At 67.4% G+C, this 16,901-nt stretch carries 16 protein-coding genes; 8 read left to right on the forward strand and 8 right to left on the reverse strand.

The window, feature by feature from the left end; genetic code table 11:
* Window positions 1-124: 124 nt before the first annotated feature.
* Genes ACFFXY_RS17880 through ACFFXY_RS17905 form a run of 6 tightly spaced genes read left to right on the forward strand, consistent with a single transcriptional unit; the run spans window position 125 to window position 5,525 of the window.
* Window positions 125-1,057 (forward strand): hypothetical protein, encoded by a 933-nt coding sequence (locus ACFFXY_RS17880; protein WP_382353470.1) that lies wholly within the window; start codon window positions 125-127, stop codon window positions 1,055-1,057.
* A gap of 6 nt (window positions 1,058-1,063) precedes the next feature.
* Window positions 1,064-3,466 (forward strand): alkaline phosphatase D family protein, encoded by a 2,403-nt coding sequence (locus ACFFXY_RS17885; RefSeq protein ID WP_382353473.1) that lies wholly within the window; start codon window positions 1,064-1,066, stop codon window positions 3,464-3,466.
* 10 nt (window positions 3,467-3,476) lie between these two features.
* Complete coding sequence (locus ACFFXY_RS17890) at window positions 3,477-4,208, forward strand: hypothetical protein (RefSeq protein WP_382353476.1); 732 nt, start codon at window positions 3,477-3,479, stop codon at window positions 4,206-4,208.
* A 12-nt stretch (window positions 4,209-4,220) separates the two neighbouring features.
* Complete coding sequence (locus ACFFXY_RS17895; RefSeq protein WP_382353479.1) at window positions 4,221-4,433, forward strand: hypothetical protein; 213 nt, start codon at window positions 4,221-4,223, stop codon at window positions 4,431-4,433.
* A 7-nt stretch (window positions 4,434-4,440) separates the two neighbouring features.
* A complete protein-coding gene (locus ACFFXY_RS17900) occupies window positions 4,441-5,328 on the forward strand; it encodes a peptidoglycan-binding domain-containing protein (RefSeq protein WP_382353482.1) in 888 nt (295 codons plus the stop codon).
* On the forward strand, window positions 5,325-5,525 hold the full coding sequence (locus ACFFXY_RS17905; protein WP_382353485.1) for a hypothetical protein: 201 nt from the start codon (window positions 5,325-5,327) through the stop codon (window positions 5,523-5,525). The genes ACFFXY_RS17900 and ACFFXY_RS17905 overlap by 4 nt, the downstream gene beginning before the upstream one ends.
* A gap of 328 nt (window positions 5,526-5,853) precedes the next feature.
* On the opposite strand, the gene metF is transcribed toward ACFFXY_RS17905, so the two are convergent.
* Complete coding sequence (gene metF / locus ACFFXY_RS17910) at window positions 5,854-6,759, reverse strand: methylenetetrahydrofolate reductase [NAD(P)H] (RefSeq protein ID WP_382353487.1); 906 nt, start codon at window positions 6,757-6,759, stop codon at window positions 5,854-5,856.
* 96 nt (window positions 6,760-6,855) lie between these two features.
* Here metF and ACFFXY_RS17915 point away from each other — a divergent pair, with 96 nt between their 5' ends.
* Window positions 6,856-7,908 carry a polyprenyl synthetase family protein gene (locus tag ACFFXY_RS17915; RefSeq protein ID WP_382353490.1) on the forward strand — a complete coding sequence of 351 codons (1,053 nt, stop codon included), beginning with the start codon at window positions 6,856-6,858 and terminating at the stop codon, window positions 7,906-7,908.
* 119 nt (window positions 7,909-8,027) lie between these two features.
* Entirely contained in the window at window positions 8,028-8,735 is a 708-nt protein-coding gene (locus ACFFXY_RS17920) for a hypothetical protein (RefSeq protein WP_382353493.1), read from the forward strand.
* Window positions 8,736-8,947: 212 nt separating this feature from the next.
* On the opposite strand, the gene ACFFXY_RS17925 is transcribed toward ACFFXY_RS17920, so the two are convergent.
* The 7 genes from ACFFXY_RS17925 to recA all read right to left on the reverse strand — a co-directional run bounded on the left by ACFFXY_RS17925 (window position 8,948) and on the right by recA (window position 16,798).
* Window positions 8,948-10,135, reverse strand: coding sequence for a PrsW family intramembrane metalloprotease (locus ACFFXY_RS17925; RefSeq protein ID WP_382353496.1), 1,188 nt, complete (start codon window positions 10,133-10,135; stop codon window positions 8,948-8,950).
* On the reverse strand, window positions 10,132-10,725 hold the full coding sequence (locus tag ACFFXY_RS17930; protein WP_382353499.1) for a hypothetical protein: 594 nt from the start codon (window positions 10,723-10,725) through the stop codon (window positions 10,132-10,134). The genes ACFFXY_RS17925 and ACFFXY_RS17930 overlap by 4 nt, the downstream gene beginning before the upstream one ends.
* Before the next feature lie 141 nt (window positions 10,726-10,866).
* Complete coding sequence (locus ACFFXY_RS17935) at window positions 10,867-11,964, reverse strand: branched-chain amino acid aminotransferase (RefSeq protein WP_382353502.1); 1,098 nt, start codon at window positions 11,962-11,964, stop codon at window positions 10,867-10,869.
* Window positions 11,965-12,145: 181 nt separating this feature from the next.
* Complete coding sequence (locus tag ACFFXY_RS17940) at window positions 12,146-13,183, reverse strand: 3-isopropylmalate dehydrogenase (RefSeq protein ID WP_382353505.1); 1,038 nt, start codon at window positions 13,181-13,183, stop codon at window positions 12,146-12,148.
* A gap of 176 nt (window positions 13,184-13,359) precedes the next feature.
* A complete protein-coding gene (gene serA, locus ACFFXY_RS17945; RefSeq protein ID WP_382353508.1) occupies window positions 13,360-14,958 on the reverse strand; it encodes a phosphoglycerate dehydrogenase in 1,599 nt (532 codons plus the stop codon).
* Window positions 14,959-15,228: 270 nt separating this feature from the next.
* Complete coding sequence (locus ACFFXY_RS17950) at window positions 15,229-15,765, reverse strand: regulatory protein RecX (RefSeq protein ID WP_382353511.1); 537 nt, start codon at window positions 15,763-15,765, stop codon at window positions 15,229-15,231.
* Window positions 15,740-16,798 carry a recombinase RecA gene (recA, locus tag ACFFXY_RS17955; protein ID WP_359954869.1) on the reverse strand — a complete coding sequence of 353 codons (1,059 nt, stop codon included), beginning with the start codon at window positions 16,796-16,798 and terminating at the stop codon, window positions 15,740-15,742. The genes ACFFXY_RS17950 and recA overlap by 26 nt, the downstream gene beginning before the upstream one ends.
* Window positions 16,799-16,901: the final 103 nt, after the last annotated feature.

Genomic DNA, 16,901 nt, shown 5'->3' on the forward strand with positions numbered 1-16,901 from the left:
TACCCAGGTCACCGTTAAGACGCTTGTAGCAGGCGCTGGGGCCCTCGTAGAGGGCGCCCCTTACTGGGTCCGCAACTCGGCTACGAATACGTTCAAGCTTGCCGCCGCTCCCGGCGGTATGCCGATGACGTATACCGGCTCGGGCTCGGTTGACATCCATGCCGTTGAGGGCGTGCAGCCCCCGGCGGCGCTTCGGCAGTTTGACGCGCTACTCCTTCAGCCCGGATCACACTCACTGGCGGGAACTTCGGGCGTCCGCGCCGGACAGAACCCGATCGGGCTGACAGGCACGACGGTTGAGTTCCGCCGGGCTACCGGCGTGATCCAACCCGCCGCGGGCGGCACGTGGCCCTCCAACGCGGGCCCGTACCGCTGGCTGATCCCCTCCGTTGTCAACATCTCGCTAGCCCCGGCCAGTGCGCAGACGCGCATTGACATGGCCGCGGTTGAACTGAGCGACACCGATGTCGACCTGTCCGGCGCCCGCATCGCTCAGCCCGTGATCTACACGGGCACGCCGGGCTCGGGCGTCCCCCCGACGCTGCCTGAAGACGCGGTAGCGCTCGCTACGTTCTCTGTCCCGGTTGCGGGCGCTCCGACCATGACCCGTATTCACAAGCCGGTCATTGCGGTTGGCGGCATCGTTCCAGTTGCCTCGCAGACTGAGCGCGACGCGCTCGTAACCCCGTGGGATGGCCTGACCGTGTACCGCAAGGACACGGATGTATTCGAGACCTGGAACGGCATTGCGTGGGATGTCATGGCCCGCACGAAGACCGCCAAAGTGCTTTCCGGGACTGTTGCCGTAACGCCGGTAACGTCGGTGTCTGACCCCGCCTTCGCCGCGTCGTACTACCGCGGCACCTCCGCGGTTTCGTTCCCGGTCGGCTTCTTCTCGACCGCTCCGAACGTCACTATTTCCGCGGTCGCCTCGGTTCCCGGCCTCGTCATCGAAGCCACGGTAACCGGCGCCTCTACGACGGGCTTTACTGCCAACCTCGCGAGGTCTTCGACCTCGGCAACAACGCTGTCTTGGATCGCTGTAGAAAACGGATAACCTCATATGCTCATCTCTACTTGGGTCGGTGCCGTAACTGAAAGCTCAGCCTGGGTAAGGGCAAAGATCGATCCGGGCGCGACTACGGTCCGCCTAGAGCTTTCTACCACCAGCGATTTCGCTACGGTCACGACCTACGGCCCGGCGACGATCGAAGATGACAATGTTGTCTCGCTTACTCCGAGTGGCTTGCCGCCGCTGACCCGGTTCTATTACCGCTGGGTCATCGACGGCGTAGCCGACACGCTGTATACGGGCCGGTTCTCTACGTTCCCTGTCAAGGGCTCGCAGGCGAGCTTTACGTTTGCCGCCGCTGGCGACTCGGGCCTAGTCCCCAATACGCCCGGCGTCGCCGGATCGTTCCTGCCTGACCGGATCTCGAACCACGCTTCGCACAAGATGATTGCGGACATGGACCCGAGTTTCTTTATTCACTTGGGCGATATCCACTATTACAACCCCGGTCAGATTATTGACTCAACTGTCAGCGGCTACCGCCGCTGCATTGATGACGTATTGCTACAGCCGAATCAGCACGAGCTATACCGCAAGGTGCCGCTGATTTGGTCAGCGGATGACCACGACTTCGGCAAGAACGACAGTGACGGCACGCAGGTAGGCAAAGAGAACTACGCGAGTGTCTATCGCGAGCGAGTGCCGCATTACCCGCTCCCGGAGTCCGGCGGCACGTTCCATTCTTTCCAATTCGGTCGCGTGCTGTTCATCATCACGGACGACCGGTACTACCGTGACCCGAACGTCAACCCCGATGGGCCCGGGCACGTCATGCTCGGATACGAGCAACTCGCTTGGATTGCCCAGACGCTCGCCGCCGGAGAGGCGGCGGGCGCGGAATTCCTCGTCATGACTACCGGCGTGCAGTGGCACCTAGGCGGCGCGGGCTCCGACTCTTGGGGCGGCTTCGCCCTAGAGCGTCAACGGCTTACCGACATCCTGACGCCGTGGCATGACCGCATGATTATGCTCCAGGCCGACTTGCACGCCCTCGCCATTGATGACGGCGCTAACAACCCGTGGGGCGGTTTCCCGCTCGCGCTGCTCGCGCCACTCGACGCGAACCCCTCCGCGGTCTCTTCGGTCTACTACAACCAGGGCACGAGCGGCGGCGTATCACACTCGCAGTTCGGCATGATCAACGTGCAGGACCGCGGCGATTCGATCACGGTGCAAATCAATGCCCACCAGGGCACGACAGTCCTGTTCGACCACGCTGTAACGGTTTCCGGCCTGTCGACTCCTGTCGACCCGGTAGAACCCGAAGACGACTTTACCGAAGTCGTTCAGGCGGCGGCTACGCCGACGATTAAGTGGTACGCCTACGACTTGCTGACGCTTCGCAAGATCTCGTCATTGCAGGGCGCCACAGGCGACCTGATCCGGTCGCTAGGCGCCTCCGAGTCGTCTACGGTGAATATCCCTACGCCCCTTTCGGGGCCTATGGCAAACCGCTTCGTAACCGACACGGTCAAGGCGCCTAATACGATCGTCGTAGCAGAGATCAACAAGAAGCCCGCTTGGGCGGGCATCGTCTGGAAGACCGTTGAGACCTCCGAAGGCGGGCTAGATCTTGGCGTTGCGACTATTGAGAGCTATCTCGACCGGCGCTACACGCGCACGTTGAAATTCACGCAGATTGAACAAGCATTCATCATGCGTGACCTCGCGAAGATCGCTGCTGACATAACCGGTATTCCGCTTGAGTTCGATATCACGCCTACTGGTATTGCACGTGATCGCACGTACAACGATGACGAGGACGCCACGCTATACAAGCGCATTCAAGAGCTGTCCGAGGTGATCAACGGACCGGAGTGGATGATCCGGGCCGAGTACGCCGATGAGTGGGGCTCGAAACTGCGCTTGATTTTCACTTGCCGCGCCAAGATTGGCGCCGCGAAGACAAGCCCGCGCGGGCCAATCTCGACCCGCGGCGGCAGCAAAGCGAAGTGGAAGCGCACGAACGACTGGAGCGAGGGAAACGGCGCTAACTCTGTGATCGCCTACTCCTCCGGCGAGGGCGATGTACGCCCGCAGTCGAAGGAAATGACCAACATCCGCGAAGGCTATCCGAGGATCGAATACCGCTACAGCCCGTCTAGCTCGGTTACCAAGATAGCGACGCTCAACGAGCACGCTACGAGTCGGCTAGACGAGATAGGCAACGGCACGGAATCGATTGAAGTTGAGTCTCGCTGGGACCAGTCGCCTGTGCGACTGGGTATTGACATTGATCTAGGCGACTGGGTTTCGTACGCGCTGTACGGGCCGACACGTCCGAACGGGCTGATTGGCATTAAGCGCCTGATCGGCTGGAAGCTCTCCGCCGCTAACGGCACTTTCACCCCGGTATTCCTGGAAGAGACGGAAGAGACGCTAGCCGATGCCTAGAAACGCTGCAATGCACCAGGGCGATATTGACTACAGGTTCAAACAGCTTGAGTCGAAAGTCAATGACCGCCTCAGCGGTCGCACGCTCCAGGCCGCGTCTATCGGCTCGGGTGGACTTACCGTCAAGGACGGCGGCAAGATCACTGTTGACGGCGGGGAACTGGTGCTCCTCGCCGAAGACGGCACAACCGTTGCAAAGCTCGGCATGGTGTCGTTCGGTGGCGAGAGCACCGCGGGTTGGCAATTCAACTATCCGACTGGCGGCAGGGCTTTCATCATGGGCGGCTCTGCCGCCAGCCCGGCAATTGTCTTCTACGACCTCGCAGGCAACTACGTGATGTCAACAGACGCAGAGAGCGGCTACGGCATCGCACGCCCGTATATCCCGTATCGCATGGTCGCCTCGTCTGACTCGCAGGTTGCTACAACCGGGCCTTTCTGGCCGTCAACCAACTCCAGCACGTTCGTAGAGCTGTTCCACGGGTTCAGCCCTATCCAGCACCCCAAGATCAGCTTTGCTATGGGCACCGCCGCCTCTGGCGGCGCCACCGAATGGCAACTCCTGATCGACTCTACGACTATCGCCACGGGTACGGGCAACGCCTCCGGGGCGTACAGCATTCCGGGTTGGGGCACGACTATTTCCCCGATGTCGGAACACAATATCAAAATCATGGTCCGCAATACGACCGGCTCGCGCTCTTGGGCGCAAGTCGATGAATGCTACGGCAGGGAATCCTAGGAACAACTCAATATGACTGACGCAGAGACGTACAAATTCCTTGCCCAGCTGGACAAGAACCAGGCGCTTACTACGCAGGCCCTTCAGAGCGTCGTGGAGAAAGTCAACGGGCATGACTCGCGGCTGACCAACCTGGAAAGTCGCCGTTGGCCTGCGAACACGATTTCTATCGTGATGATGATTATCGGGGCAATCGCATTGGTTGCTCCTTACATTTTCAGGTGACAACTGAATGAGCAATCCCCCGAACAACTACACAACCCCTGCGCTGTGGCGCCTGTGGGAAGAGATCTCCGCGGTAATCGGCTATCGAGTCAAGTACGGCGGTATCTACGCGAACAAGTCGGGCTATCACAATACGCGCGACGGCAACAAGGCCAAATGGCCTAGCAACTACTCTATTCAGCTTGACCTTGACAAGCTAGGGCCTAGCAATAAGGCCGCGGCTATTGACCTGACGTTTTCCAGCGTCACGGACATGATCAAGTACACCAAGCGAATCTCCGACGCTTTCAGCGCGCGAGACGCGCGCCTTGCGAGCGTCAAGGAGTTTTACGGCACCCTCGACGGCAAGGTTGTTCACGGACTCGGCAAGAAGTCGCGAGTCGGCAAGCCGTACGAGACGTCCGCTGACAAGTCCCATCTATGGCATCTGCACGTGAGTTTCTTCCGTGCCGACGTCGAGAACTGGGATCGGATCAAAGGCGTTTTTGAAGTACTCACCGGAAAGACCGCGGGCAGTGCTACGCCCGCGCAGGATGAAAGCCTAGATATGACTGCCCCTACGTATGGCGAAAAGTCGTGGCGCGTTGAGCAGATGCAGCGCCGTTTTGAAACCCTTGGTTACGAACTCGACGGCGGTCACGATGGCGCCTATGGGCCCTCGACTAAGGCCGTTGTCAAGAAGTGGTTTAAGGATTGCTGGGACAAGGACTGGCACGGCGACAGCGTTACGCCGTGGATGTGGGATGAACTCCTACTCCAGTTCCTCGCCAAGCGCGGCCTGAAGGGCGTCAAGGGTGACCCCGGGCCTGCGGGCAAGGACGGCGTTCTCAAGCTCCCGGCGAGCTTCGCCGGGACTGTCACCCTCACTGCTAGCAAGTTAGGAACAACTGAATGAAGCTACCCGAACTTACGCTTGAGCGGCGTAAGTATCTGTACGCTGTTGGCCTCGCGGTTGCCGGTCTCCTCCTCGGCTACGGCGTGATCAACGCCGATGAGCTGTCGGGATGGATCGCCCTCGCGGGCGCCCTCCTCGGCTACAACCCCGCGGTTGCCCTTCGCAATCTGGCTGACAAGCCCTCTGACGAAGGCTGAGCGAGTACCCCTCACCCCAGCGGGTGAGGGGGCTTTCTTTGTGCCTACGGGCACGCTAGGCTGTACGACGTACCCGCCAACGCGGGTGTGGCTCGTGGCTTTCTATGCTGCAAGCATCGTCCCCGCCTTCGCGGGGGTTTGGCCCCTCCTTCGGGAGGGGTTTTTTCGTGTTTACGCAGGTAGATAGCTATTATACTTTCAGGGATAAGCGGGCACTCGGGTGCGCATGGGTGTTGTTGTAGCAGACGGCATCAGGCGCGCATTCGCAGCATCGGGCATAGGAGAGGACTCTACGTGTCCCGGCCGTGACCGCAACCCCCCGATCGGGCTACGGGCGCAGGTTGTTCCAGACCCGCCGCGTGGAGCGCGAGTGGTTCAGGGTGGTGAAGTGCAGGCCGGGGGCGCCTTCGGCGAGGAGCCGCGCGCCCATCGCGGTCGCGACCTCGACGCCGATGTCGCGCACCGCGTCGCGGTCGTCGGCGACGGCGCGCAGGCGCTCGGCGAGGGCCTCGGGGAAGACCATGCCGGTGAGGACCGCGAACCGCTCGATCTGCCTGATGTTCGTGATCGGCATGATGCCCGGGACGATCGGCACGTCGCACCCGGCCGCGGCGACGGCGTCGCGCAGGCGCAGGTAGTCCTCGACGTCGTAGAAGATCTGCGTGATCGCGAAGTCGGCTCCGGCGCGGCACTTCTCCACGAAGTAGCGGACCCCGGTGTCCCAGTCGACGTCCCGCGGGTGCCCGTCGGGGAACGCGGCGACGCCGACGCTGAAGTCCCCGGACTCCTTGATGAGCTCGACGAGTTCGCGGGCGTGCAGGATGCCCTCGGGGTGGCGGACCCAGTCGGCGCGCGGGTTGCCCGGCGGGTCGCCGCGCACGGCGAGGATGTTGCGGACCCCCACGTCGGCGAAGTGGCCGATGAGGTTCCGCAGCTCGGCGACGGAGTGGTCGACGGCCGTGCAGTGCGCCATCGTCAGCAGCGTCGTCTCGGCGTTGACGAGGTTCGTCGTGTCGACGGTCTTCAGGCGCGTCGAGCCGCCCGCGCCGTACGTGACGGACACGTAGTCGGCGCCGAGGCGCTCCAGGTCGCGGATGGTCCGCCACAGGACCCCTTCGGCGGCCTCGTCGCGGGGCGGGAACAGCTCGAAGGAGAACTTGGGCTCGCCCGAGCGCAGCAGGTCGCCGATCTTGGCGGCCTTGACCGGCATCACGCTGGGCGTCCCGAGAGTCATGCACTCAACGGTAACGGCTCTGATACACGTGTCCTGACCTGCATTCGAGGACACCCAACAGGTGGGACGCGGAATTGCTCGTCTAGCGTTCGGAACGTGGAGCTCAACGAGCGCGTCGACGCGGCCCTCGCGGCCTTCCTGGACCGGCAGGCCGCGGTCATCTGCGGCATCGACGAACGGCTCGGCGTCTACGCCGACGCGGTCCGCGACTTCGTGCTCGGCGGCGGGAAGCGGCTGCGGCCCGCGTTCGCGTACTGGGGCGCCCGCGGCGCGGGCCTGGAGGACTCCGACGAGCTCGTCGCCTGCGTCTCCTCCCTCGAACTGCTCCAGGCCTCCGCGCTCATGCACGACGACCTCATCGACGGCTCCGACACGCGCCGCGGCGCCCCGTCCGTGCACCGGCGCTTCGCGGCGCTCCACGAGCGCGAGGGCTGGTCGGGACGGCCCCAGGAGTTCGGCTCCGCGGCCGCGATCCTCCTCGGGGACCTGTGCCTGGCCTGGTCCGACGAGCTGTTCTGCTCCGCGGGGATGCCGTTCGCGAAGGTGGCCGCGGCCCGCGGCGACTTCGACCTCATGCGCACCGAGGTGAGCGCCGGGCAGTACCTCGACGTGCTCTCCGAGGTCCGCCGCGACGTCTCGGAGGCCACGGCCGCGAAGGTCGCCCGCTACAAGTCCGCGAAGTACACGATCGAGCGCCCGCTCCTGATCGGCGCGTCCCTCGCGGGCGCCCCCGAGCGCGTGCGCGCTCGCTACTCCGCGATCGGGCTGCCGCTCGGCGAGGCGTTCCAGCTCCGGGACGACGTGCTCGGCGTGTTCGGCGACCCCGCGCAGACCGGCAAGCCCGCAGGGGACGACCTGCGCGAAGGCAAGCACACGTTCCTCGTCGCGCGGGCCTGGGCCGCCGCGGACGAGTCCCGCCGGGAGGTCCTGGACGCCGGTCTCGGGGACCCCGGGCTCGACGCCGAGGGCGTGGCGCGGCTGCGCGCGATCCTCATGGACACCGGCGCTCTGGCGGACACCGAGCACCGCATCGAGGCGCTGGCCGCCGAGGCGGAGGCGGCGCTGGAGGACTCGCGGGCCGACGTGGACCCCGCGGCCCTGGAGGTCTTCGCGGGCCTGCTCGTGAAGGCCGTCAAGCGCGACTTTTAGCGCCGGTCCCTTTCGGGTTCGGTCGATCGCATGACCCCCGCACGGGTGACCTGACGGTTACCCGGAGTCGACTCGTTCGTTGATCCGAGTGAAGGACACGAACGGACGGTGGGAGACACGTGGGACTCTTCGGTGCCATCGGGCGCGAGACCAAGGGCGCGGTCCGCTCGCTCGGCTACGACCTGCGCCGCTCGAAGCGGTTCCGGCGGATCGGGGTGATCGCGGTGGCGACCGTGGCGGGCGGGGTCATGGCGACCGGCGCGCTCGTGCGCGGCGGCGCCGACCTCCCCGGACTCGCCGAGGGCGACGACGCGGACATCATCGAGGGCTGGTTCGGGCTCGGCTCGGACACGACCGGGCAGGACGCTGAGGCGGCGGGGACCGCTGCCGAGGAGGAGGCGCCCCGGGGCGGCGACGCCGCCGACCCGAGCGCGGAGGAGTCGACCGCGGGAGCGGCGACCCAGGGCCGCGGGAGCGGCGGCGGCACGGGCGGCCGCTCCCCCGACCTGGTGCCCGTCGGCGGCGACGACGGCACGCGCGGCCCGACGGAGGAGGAGAGCTCCCCGACGCAGCCGCCGACGCAGGAGCCCACCGAAGAACCGACGGAGACCACGCCCACGGAGGAGCCCACGAGCGGGGGCCCCACGCAGGAGCCGACCGAGGGCCCCACGAGCGAGGCCCCCACGACCGACCCGGGCGCCTCCGAGTCGGTGACCACGAGCCAGTCGCCGAGCGGGGAACCGTCGAGCGAATCGGCGAGCGCCCCCGCCCAGGCCGAGAAGGGCTCGATCGCCCCGGTGCCCCGCAAGGGCCCGGTCCGCGGCTGATCCGCCCGCGGTTCAGGGCGCGGCGAGCGGGCCGAGAAGGCTTCGCGCAAGGGCCCGGCCCGCGGTTCAGGACGCGTGGACACGGCAAGCGGGCCGCGGTCTGACGACCAGTCCCGCCCCCGCACGTACCTCGTCCCGCGGTTCAGGGCGCGGCGACGCCGCGAGCGGGCGACCGGCCCGGACAGCTACCGCACCTGCCCCCGCACGGGCCCTCACTTCTTGGCGGCGACCGCGCCCTTCGCCTGGGCGAGTTCGGCCCTGATGGCGGTGATGTTGCGCTTGACGGCCGCCACGTCGGGGCTGTCGCCGTCGCGGTCGCCGCGGCGCTGGTCGCGGGCGACGAGCGTCGCGAGGCTCACCAGCTCGTGCTGGAGCTGGCGGAGCAGTTGCGAGGCGTGCTTGCCCCAGCGTCGCTGGGCCCGTTTGCGGGCGCGGCGGCGCGAGTGCAGTGAGCGCATCTCGGTGAGGTCGTCGGTGGTGATCACCGCTTCGTCCTCGTCGGACATGGTGGTGACGAACCAGCGCCATTCGGCGCGGGCCGCGAAGTGGTACAGCACGAAGAACAGGCCGAGGATGATCAGGCCCTTGCCGTAGGTCAGCGGGATCGCGAGCCCCGCGGGCAGCGACGGCGGCATCGGCAGGTTCCACAGGCCGTGCATCGCCAGCGCGAGCGCGAACAGGCCGACCATGACCCCGAGGCGCGTGCTGAAGGACCGCCGCGTCTGGGTCACGAAGAACGCGATGCCGAGCCCGGCCGCGCCGGTGTACAGCGGGTGCGAGAACGGGGCGGCGACGAGCACGCGCGTGAACGTCACCGTCAAAGCCCCGGCCATGTCGGAGTTGGGGTTCAGGGCCGCGAAGTTCACGGCGTACGTGAGGTTCTCGACGACCTGGAAGCCGAGCCCGACGAGGGCGCCGTAGATGAGGCCGTCGATGGAGCGGTCGAAGTGCTCGCGGACGATGAGCACGAGCATGACGACGCCGAGGGCCTTGAGCCACTCCTCGTTGATCGGGCCGACGATCGCGGGACCCCAGGTGCGGGCCCATTTGGCGTCGGCGAGTTCGGCGAGGACGACGAGCGCGGCGTTGTTGGCGAGCATCGCGAGCGCGACGGCGACGATGCCGCCCCAGGCCATCGCGGCGGCGCGGACCGTGGGGGGTTCGCGCTCGAACAGGTCGAGGCGGGAGAGGATCTGGAGGAACACGATCGCCAGGACGGCGTTGACGGCGATGGAGGCCCACAGAGCGGTCGCGATGTCGCCGTAGTCGGGCGAGAAGATCCGGCCGAGTTCGAGCAGGCCGTAGACGAGGCAGGCGACGAACAGCCAGTAGGCGGGGCGCCTGATGCGGATGAACGCGCCCTGGGACTCGACGACGACGCGTTCGGTGCGGACGGTCACTTGCCCTCCAGCTCGAAGGTCGCGACGTACGGGTCGGGGTCGACGTCGGTGGCGGCCGGGTCGGCCCCCGGGGCGATGAGGACGAGGATCGCGGCGGCGCCTTTGTCGTTGCCCACCACGGTGATCGATCCGGCGCTGTCGATGCCGATGATGTCGGCTCGGAAACCGGCGAGCCCGGCGTCCTCGTTCGCGTAGTCGCGCACGTTGTTGTAGATGTAGCCGTTCTGGGCGATGACGGGCTGGACGCGGCGGTCGAGGAGGCGTTCGAGGCTGTCGACGCCGGAGTCGACCTCGACGGAGGCGGTGAGGTGGTCGCGCACGAAGTTCTGGCGCTGGTCGGCGAAGTGGACGCCGGGGCTGGTCCAGCCGGACCCGGGCAGCTCGTATTCGAGGCTGGCCCCGGCGACGGGGTAGGACTGGAGGAACAGGGTGTCGCCCTCGCCGATGTTCTGGACCGAGTCCCCAAGGGCCCGTTCGAGTCCGATCCACACGGCGACAGGCAGGACCACGGCGACGGCGGCCAGGACGGCCTGCCACATGCGGCCGCGCTCCAGGCCCAGCCGGTTCAGCCGGATGGTGACCTCAGCCAACGCGTCCCCTCCCCGAGACCCTGACACACGTGGAATCAAAGGTACGGGAAGGGGACCATGGTTTGTCCGGTTTTTCCGCGGACGCGGTGTCCGCTGTCGGGTAGGCGACTGTCGCCTCGCGGCAGCGGTCGTCCGCGCAGGTCAGCCGAGGGTGGTGATCCAGTTGTGGGTGTCCTCGGTCCGCCCGTACTGGAGGTCCAGGAGCGTCTGGCGCAGCTGCATCGTGAACTTCCCGGCCTCGCCGCCGCCGATGGTGAACGCGCCCTTGCGTCCCTTCACGGTCCCGACGGGCGTGATCACGGCGGCGGTGCCGCACGCGAACGCCTCGGTGAGCAGGCCCGACTCGGCGTCCTCGCGCCAGCGGTCGATCGAGTACTTCGCCTCGCGGACCTCCCAGCCGGCCTCGGTGGCGAGGGTGAGGATCGCGTCGCGGGTGATGCCGGGGAGGATGGTGCCCAGTTCGGGGGTGTAGAGCACCCGCTCGTTCTCGTACGCGAAGAACAGGTTCATGCCGCCGAGTTCGTCGACGTACTTGTACTCCACGGCGTCCAGGAAGATGACCTGGTCGCAGCCGTGCTCGATCGCCTCTGACTGGGGCAGGAGGCTCGCGGCGTAGTTCCCGCCGGCCTTCGCCGCGCCGGTGCCGCCCGGTCCGGCCCGGTTGTACTCCTCGGACACCCACAGCGTCAGGGGCTTGGGGCCGCCCTTGAAGTACGCCGCCGCGGGCGAGGCGATGAGCAGGTACAGGTACTCCTTCGCGGGCCGCACGCCGAGGAACGACTCGGAGGCGATCATGTACGGGCGCAGGTAGAGCGTGGCCTCGTCCTGGCTGGGGACCCAGTCGCCGTCCACGGCGAGGAGCTCGCGGATCGAGGCGAGGAACCACTCCTCGGGGAGGTGCGGCATGGCCATGCGGGTCGCGGAGATGTTCAGGCGCCGCGCGTTGGCCTCGGCCCGGAACAGGCCGAGGGAGCCGTCCTCGTGGCGGTAGGCCTTGAGGCCCTCGAAGATCTCCTGGGCGTAGTGCAGGACCGCGGCCGCCGGGGAGAGGGTGAGCGGCCCGAACGGCTTGAGGGTGGCGCTGTGCCAGCCGCGGCCCTCGGTCCAGGTCATCGTGAACATGTGGTCGGTGAACACGGTCCCGAAGACGGGGTCGGCGAGGATGGCCTCGCGCTCGGCGTCGGGGGTCGGGTTCGGGTGCGGCTCGCGCCTGAGGTCGGGAAGACCGTCGGTGGTCATGATCTGTCCTTCGGGTTCACAAGGTCGAGTGTGCTTGTCGTTACTGGTCCTGATGCTTAACTTACCGCTCGTTCAGGTGGTCGGGCGGCAGGCTTCCGTCAGGGTCCTGACACGGAAAAACGCCCGGCGAGGCGTTCTGGTCGAACGCGGGCCCGCCGGGCGCTGAAGCTGTTGCTTGGGTCTAGCTGAGCTGTCCGGCGACGTCGGCGGCTACTCGGTCGCCTACTTCGCCGGTGCGGATCTGGGTCCCGCTGTCGCGGGACGCGAGCTCGCGCTCCACGGCGGCGTTGACGGCCACGGCGGCGTCGGCGCGGCCGAGGTGCTCCAGCAGGAGCGCGGTGGAGGAGATCGCGGCGACCGGGTCGGCGATCCCCTGCCCGGCGATGTCCGGGGCCGAGCCGTGCACGGGCTCGAACGTCGACGGGTGCGTGTGGTCGGGGTTGATCGAACCGGTCGCGGCCAGCCCGATCCCGCCGGTGACGGCGGCGGCGATGTCGGTGAGGATGTCGCCGAACAGGTTGTCGGTGACGATCACGTCGAACGTGTGCGGCCGGTTCACCAGGAACATCGCCGCGGCATCCACATGCTGGTACTCGGTGGTCACGTCCTGGTACTCGGCGGCCACGTCGTCGAACGCGCGCTTCCACAGCCCGCCCGCGTGGACCAGCACGTTCGTCTTGTGGACGAGCGTCAGGTGGCCGCGGCGGCGGCGGGCGCGCTCGAACGCGTCGCGGACGACCCGCTCCGTGCCGTACCGCGTGTTCAGGGACTCCTCGGTCGCGATCTCCGCGGGCGAGCCGGTGTGGAGGTTCCCCCCGGCGCCGGTGTACAGGCCCTCGGTGCCCTCGCGGACCACCACGAAGTCGATGTCGCCGGGCTTGACGTCCGCCAGCGGCGAGGACGCGCCCGGGTACAGGCGGCTCGGCCGCAGGTTCACGTACTGGTCGAACTCGAAGCGCAGCTTCAGCAGCAGGCCGCGTTCGAGGACCCCCGGCGGGACGGTCGGGTCGCCGATGGCGCCCAGGAGGATCGCGTCGTGCTCGTCCAGTTCGGACAGCACGGTGTCGGGGAGGATCTCGCCGGTCCGGTTGTACAGGCGCGCACCCAGGTCGTACTCGGTGTACTCGTAGCCCGGGAGGGCCACGGCGAGCACCTTCTGGGCCTCGGCGGTGACCTCTTGCCCGATGCCGTCGCCGGCGATGACCGCGATCCTGCTCATGGTGCCTCTCTGGTTTCCGTTTCCTCGACGCCCCGCGCACTCGGACCCGTCCGGCGACTGGGCCGGGAACGGGGAATGCGGGGCGGGTGCGTTCACCATAACGCACCCGTCCCGCATTCCGACGAACGGCTCTCAGCAGATGGAACGGCTGAGACGCAGGGGATTCAGTGAATCCCTCAGTCCTGGAGGGTCACGGCCTTCGCGCCGGTCGCCCCCACCGAGTCCTTGACGCGGCCCAACACCTCGGCCGGCACCGGCGCGTCGAGCGCGATCGCCATGACCGCCTCGCCCCCGGCCGCCTTGCGCGCCACCTGCATCGCGGCGATGTTGATGTTCAGGTCGCCGATCGCCCCGCCGATCAGGCCGACCACGCCGGGCCGGTCCGTGTACCGCAGGAACAGCAGCGACCCGTCCAGGTCGATGTCCAGCTCGAACCCGTCGATGTCCGTCAGCCGCGGGCCGCCGTGCGGCCCGGAGCTGATCGTCCCCGAGACCTGGAGGCCCCGGCCGTCGACCATCGCCCCGCGCAGCGTCACCAGCGTCTGGTACTCCGGCGACTCCGGCGACGTGTACAGGCCCACCTCGACCCCGCGCTGCTCGGCCACCAGCGGCGCGTTCACGTACGTCACCGAGTCGGCCACGTCCACGAACAGGCCCTTCGAGGCCGCCAGCTGGAGCACCGTCACATCGTGCGCGACGACCTCCCCGCGGACCTCCACCGTCACCGACTGCACGGCCGAACCGGCCAGCGAGTTGAACGTCCGGCCCAGGCGCTCCGCCAGCGCCAGCAGCGGCCGCACCTCCTCGTGGACCACACCCCCGGCCTGCACGTTCGCCGCGTCCGGCACGAACTCCCCCGACAGCGCGAGCTTCACGCTCTTCGCCACCGCCAGGCCCGCGTTGTCCTGTGCCTCGCGCGTCGACGCGCCCAGGTGCGGCGCGGCGACGACGTTGTCGAGCGCGAACAGCGGCGAGTCCGTGCACGGCTCCTTCACGAACACGTCGAGCCCCGCGGCCGCGACGCGGCCGTCCTGGAGCGCGGCGGCGAGCGCCTCCTCGTCGATCAGCCCGCCGCGCGCGGCGTTGACGATCCGCACGCCCGGCTTGACCTTGTTGAGCGCGTCCTCGCCGATGATCCCCACGGTCTCGGGGGTCTTCGGGAGGTGGATGGTGATGAAGTCGGCGAGCGACAGCAGCGTGTCGAGGTCGACCAGCCGCACCCCGAGCTTCGCGGCGAGCGCGGGCTGGGCGTACGGGTCGTACGCGACCACGTCCATGTCGAACGCCTGCATACGGGTCGTGACGAGCTGCCCGATCTTGCCGAAGCCGACCACGCCGAGCGTCTTGCCCTGGATCTCGACCCCGGTGAACTTCTTGCGGTCCCACCGGCCCGCGCGCAGCGACGCGTCGGCGCGCGCGATGTGGCGGGCGCTGGCGAGCAGCAGCGTGATGGCCTGCTCGGCGGCGGACACGATGTTCGAGGTCGGCGCGTTGACGACCATGACGCCGCGCTCGGTGGCGGCGGGCAGGTCGACGTTGTCGAGGCCCACGCCCGCGCGGGCGACGACCTTGAGCTTCGGCGCGTGTTCGAGCGCGGCGGCGTCGATGGTGGTCGCGGACCTGACGATCACGGCGTCGGCCTCGACCAGCGCGGCGTGGAGGGAGCCCACGTCCGTCCCGTCGATCTCCCGGACGTCGAAGTCCCCGGAGAGCACGTCGATCGCAGCGGGCGCGAGTGGGTCGGCGATGACCACCACGGGTTTCGGTTCGGTCATGGATACCTCGCAAAGGTAAGGAGCAACGGAGGACCGGGCGCGGCGCTGCGTCGTCAGCGGCAATGGTATGTCGATCGCGTTAACGGCTCCTTACCGACCTGCCGCATTCCGGATGATGGAACACCCGGCCCCGCCGGTGTCGTACCCCCGAGCGACGCTTGAAAGCGGGGGCGCCACCGAACCCGAGCATTCCTCAATCCGCAGTCGCCCCCGGCTTCGATGGTGCCCGGCGGGTGTGACATCGCGGGATCGCTAGAAGACATCGCCGGGTCACTCGAAGTGGGCGTCCTCGTCCAGCAGGGCCGCGGCGTCGCTCTCGGCCTCGGCGAGGACCTGCTTGACCACCGGGATCGCGATGCCGGAGCCGTAGCCCTTGCGGGCGAGCATGCCGACGAGCTTGCGGAGCACGGCGTCGTCGCTCTGCCCGGCGAGCGAGCGGTAGCGGCGGCGGGCGAGTTCCAGGGCCGCTTCGCGTTCGTCCTCGTCGGTGACCTGCTCGACGGCGGCGTCGATGAAGTCCGGGTCGACGCCCTTGCGGCGCAGCTCGCCGACCAGGGACCGCTTCGACAGGCCTCGGGAGCGGTGGCGGGACTCGACCCAGGCGCGGGCGAAGACCGCGTCGTCGATGAGGCCGACCTCCGAGTACCGCTCCAGGATCTCGGAGACGACGTGCTCTTCGAACCCCTTGCGGCGCATGGAGTCCCCGAGCTCGGTGCGCGTCCGGGGCCGGCCCGACAGCAGTTGGAGACAGTACTGCCGGGCCTCTTCCGGGTCGTTCGGCTTAGAAGTCGACTTCGGCTTCTTCAAGCTCGTCCTCGATCTTGGCGGGGGCGTCGGCCGCGGCGGCGTCGACGCCGAGCTTCTCCTTGATCCGCTTCTCGATCTCCAGCGCGAGGTCCGGGTTCTCCTTGAGGTTCGCCCGGGCCTTCTCCTTGCCCTGGCCGAGCTGGTCGCCCTCGTACGTGTACCAGGCGCCCGACTTCTTGACGATGCCGTGCTCGACGCCCATGTCGATCAGCGAGCCCTCCTTGGACACGCCGATGCCGTAGAGGATGTCGAACTCGGCCTGCCGGAACGGCGAGCCGACCTTGTTCTTGACGACCTTGACGCGGGTGCGGTTGCCGACGGCCTCGCCGCCGTCCTTCAGCGTCTCGATGCGGCGGATGTCGAGGCGCACCGAGGCGTAGAACTTGAGCGCCTTGCCGCCCGCGGTGGTCTCGGGCGAGCCGAACATGACGCCGATCTTCTCGCGGAGCTGGTTGATGAAGATCATCGTGGTGCCGGTGGTGTTCAAGCCGCCGGTGATCTTCCGCAGCGCCTGGCTCATGAGCCGGGCCTGGAGGCCCACGTGCGAGTCGCCCATCTCGCCCTCGATCTCGGCGCGCGGCACGAGCGCGGCCACCGAGTCGATGACGATGAGGTCGACCGCGCCGGAGCGGACCAGCATGTCGGCGATCTCCAGGGCCTGCTCGCCGGTGTCCGGCTGCGAGACCAGGAGGTCGTCGACGTTCACGCCCAGCTTCTCGGCGTAGATCGGGTCGAGCGCGTGCTCGGCGTCGATCATCGCGGCCACGCCGCCCTCGGCCTGCACGTTCGCCATGGCGTGGAGCGCGATCGTGGTCTTACCGCTCGACTCCGGGCCGTAGATCTCGATGATGCGGCCCTGCGGCAGGCCGCCGACCCCGAGGGCCACGTCGAGCGCGATGGATCCGGTCGAGATGGTCTTGACGTTCTGCTTCGGCTTCTCCCCCAGTCGCATGACCGAGCCCTTGCCGAACTGCTTGTCGATCTGGGCCAGCGCGAGATCGAGCGCCTTAGCCTTGTCCTGAGCGGAGTTCATCCCGCCTCCCTTGGATCCTGTCTGCTTAGCCATGTCGAATACGGTAGCCGCACCCTCCGACAACGTAGGACAACGGCTTGTTCGAACACGGCGCAACTCGCAA

Origin of the sequence: Glycomyces mayteni, from assembly GCF_042428885.1 — a bacterium.
Classification (GTDB): Bacteria; Actinomycetota; Actinomycetes; order Mycobacteriales; family Micromonosporaceae; genus Glycomyces; species Glycomyces mayteni.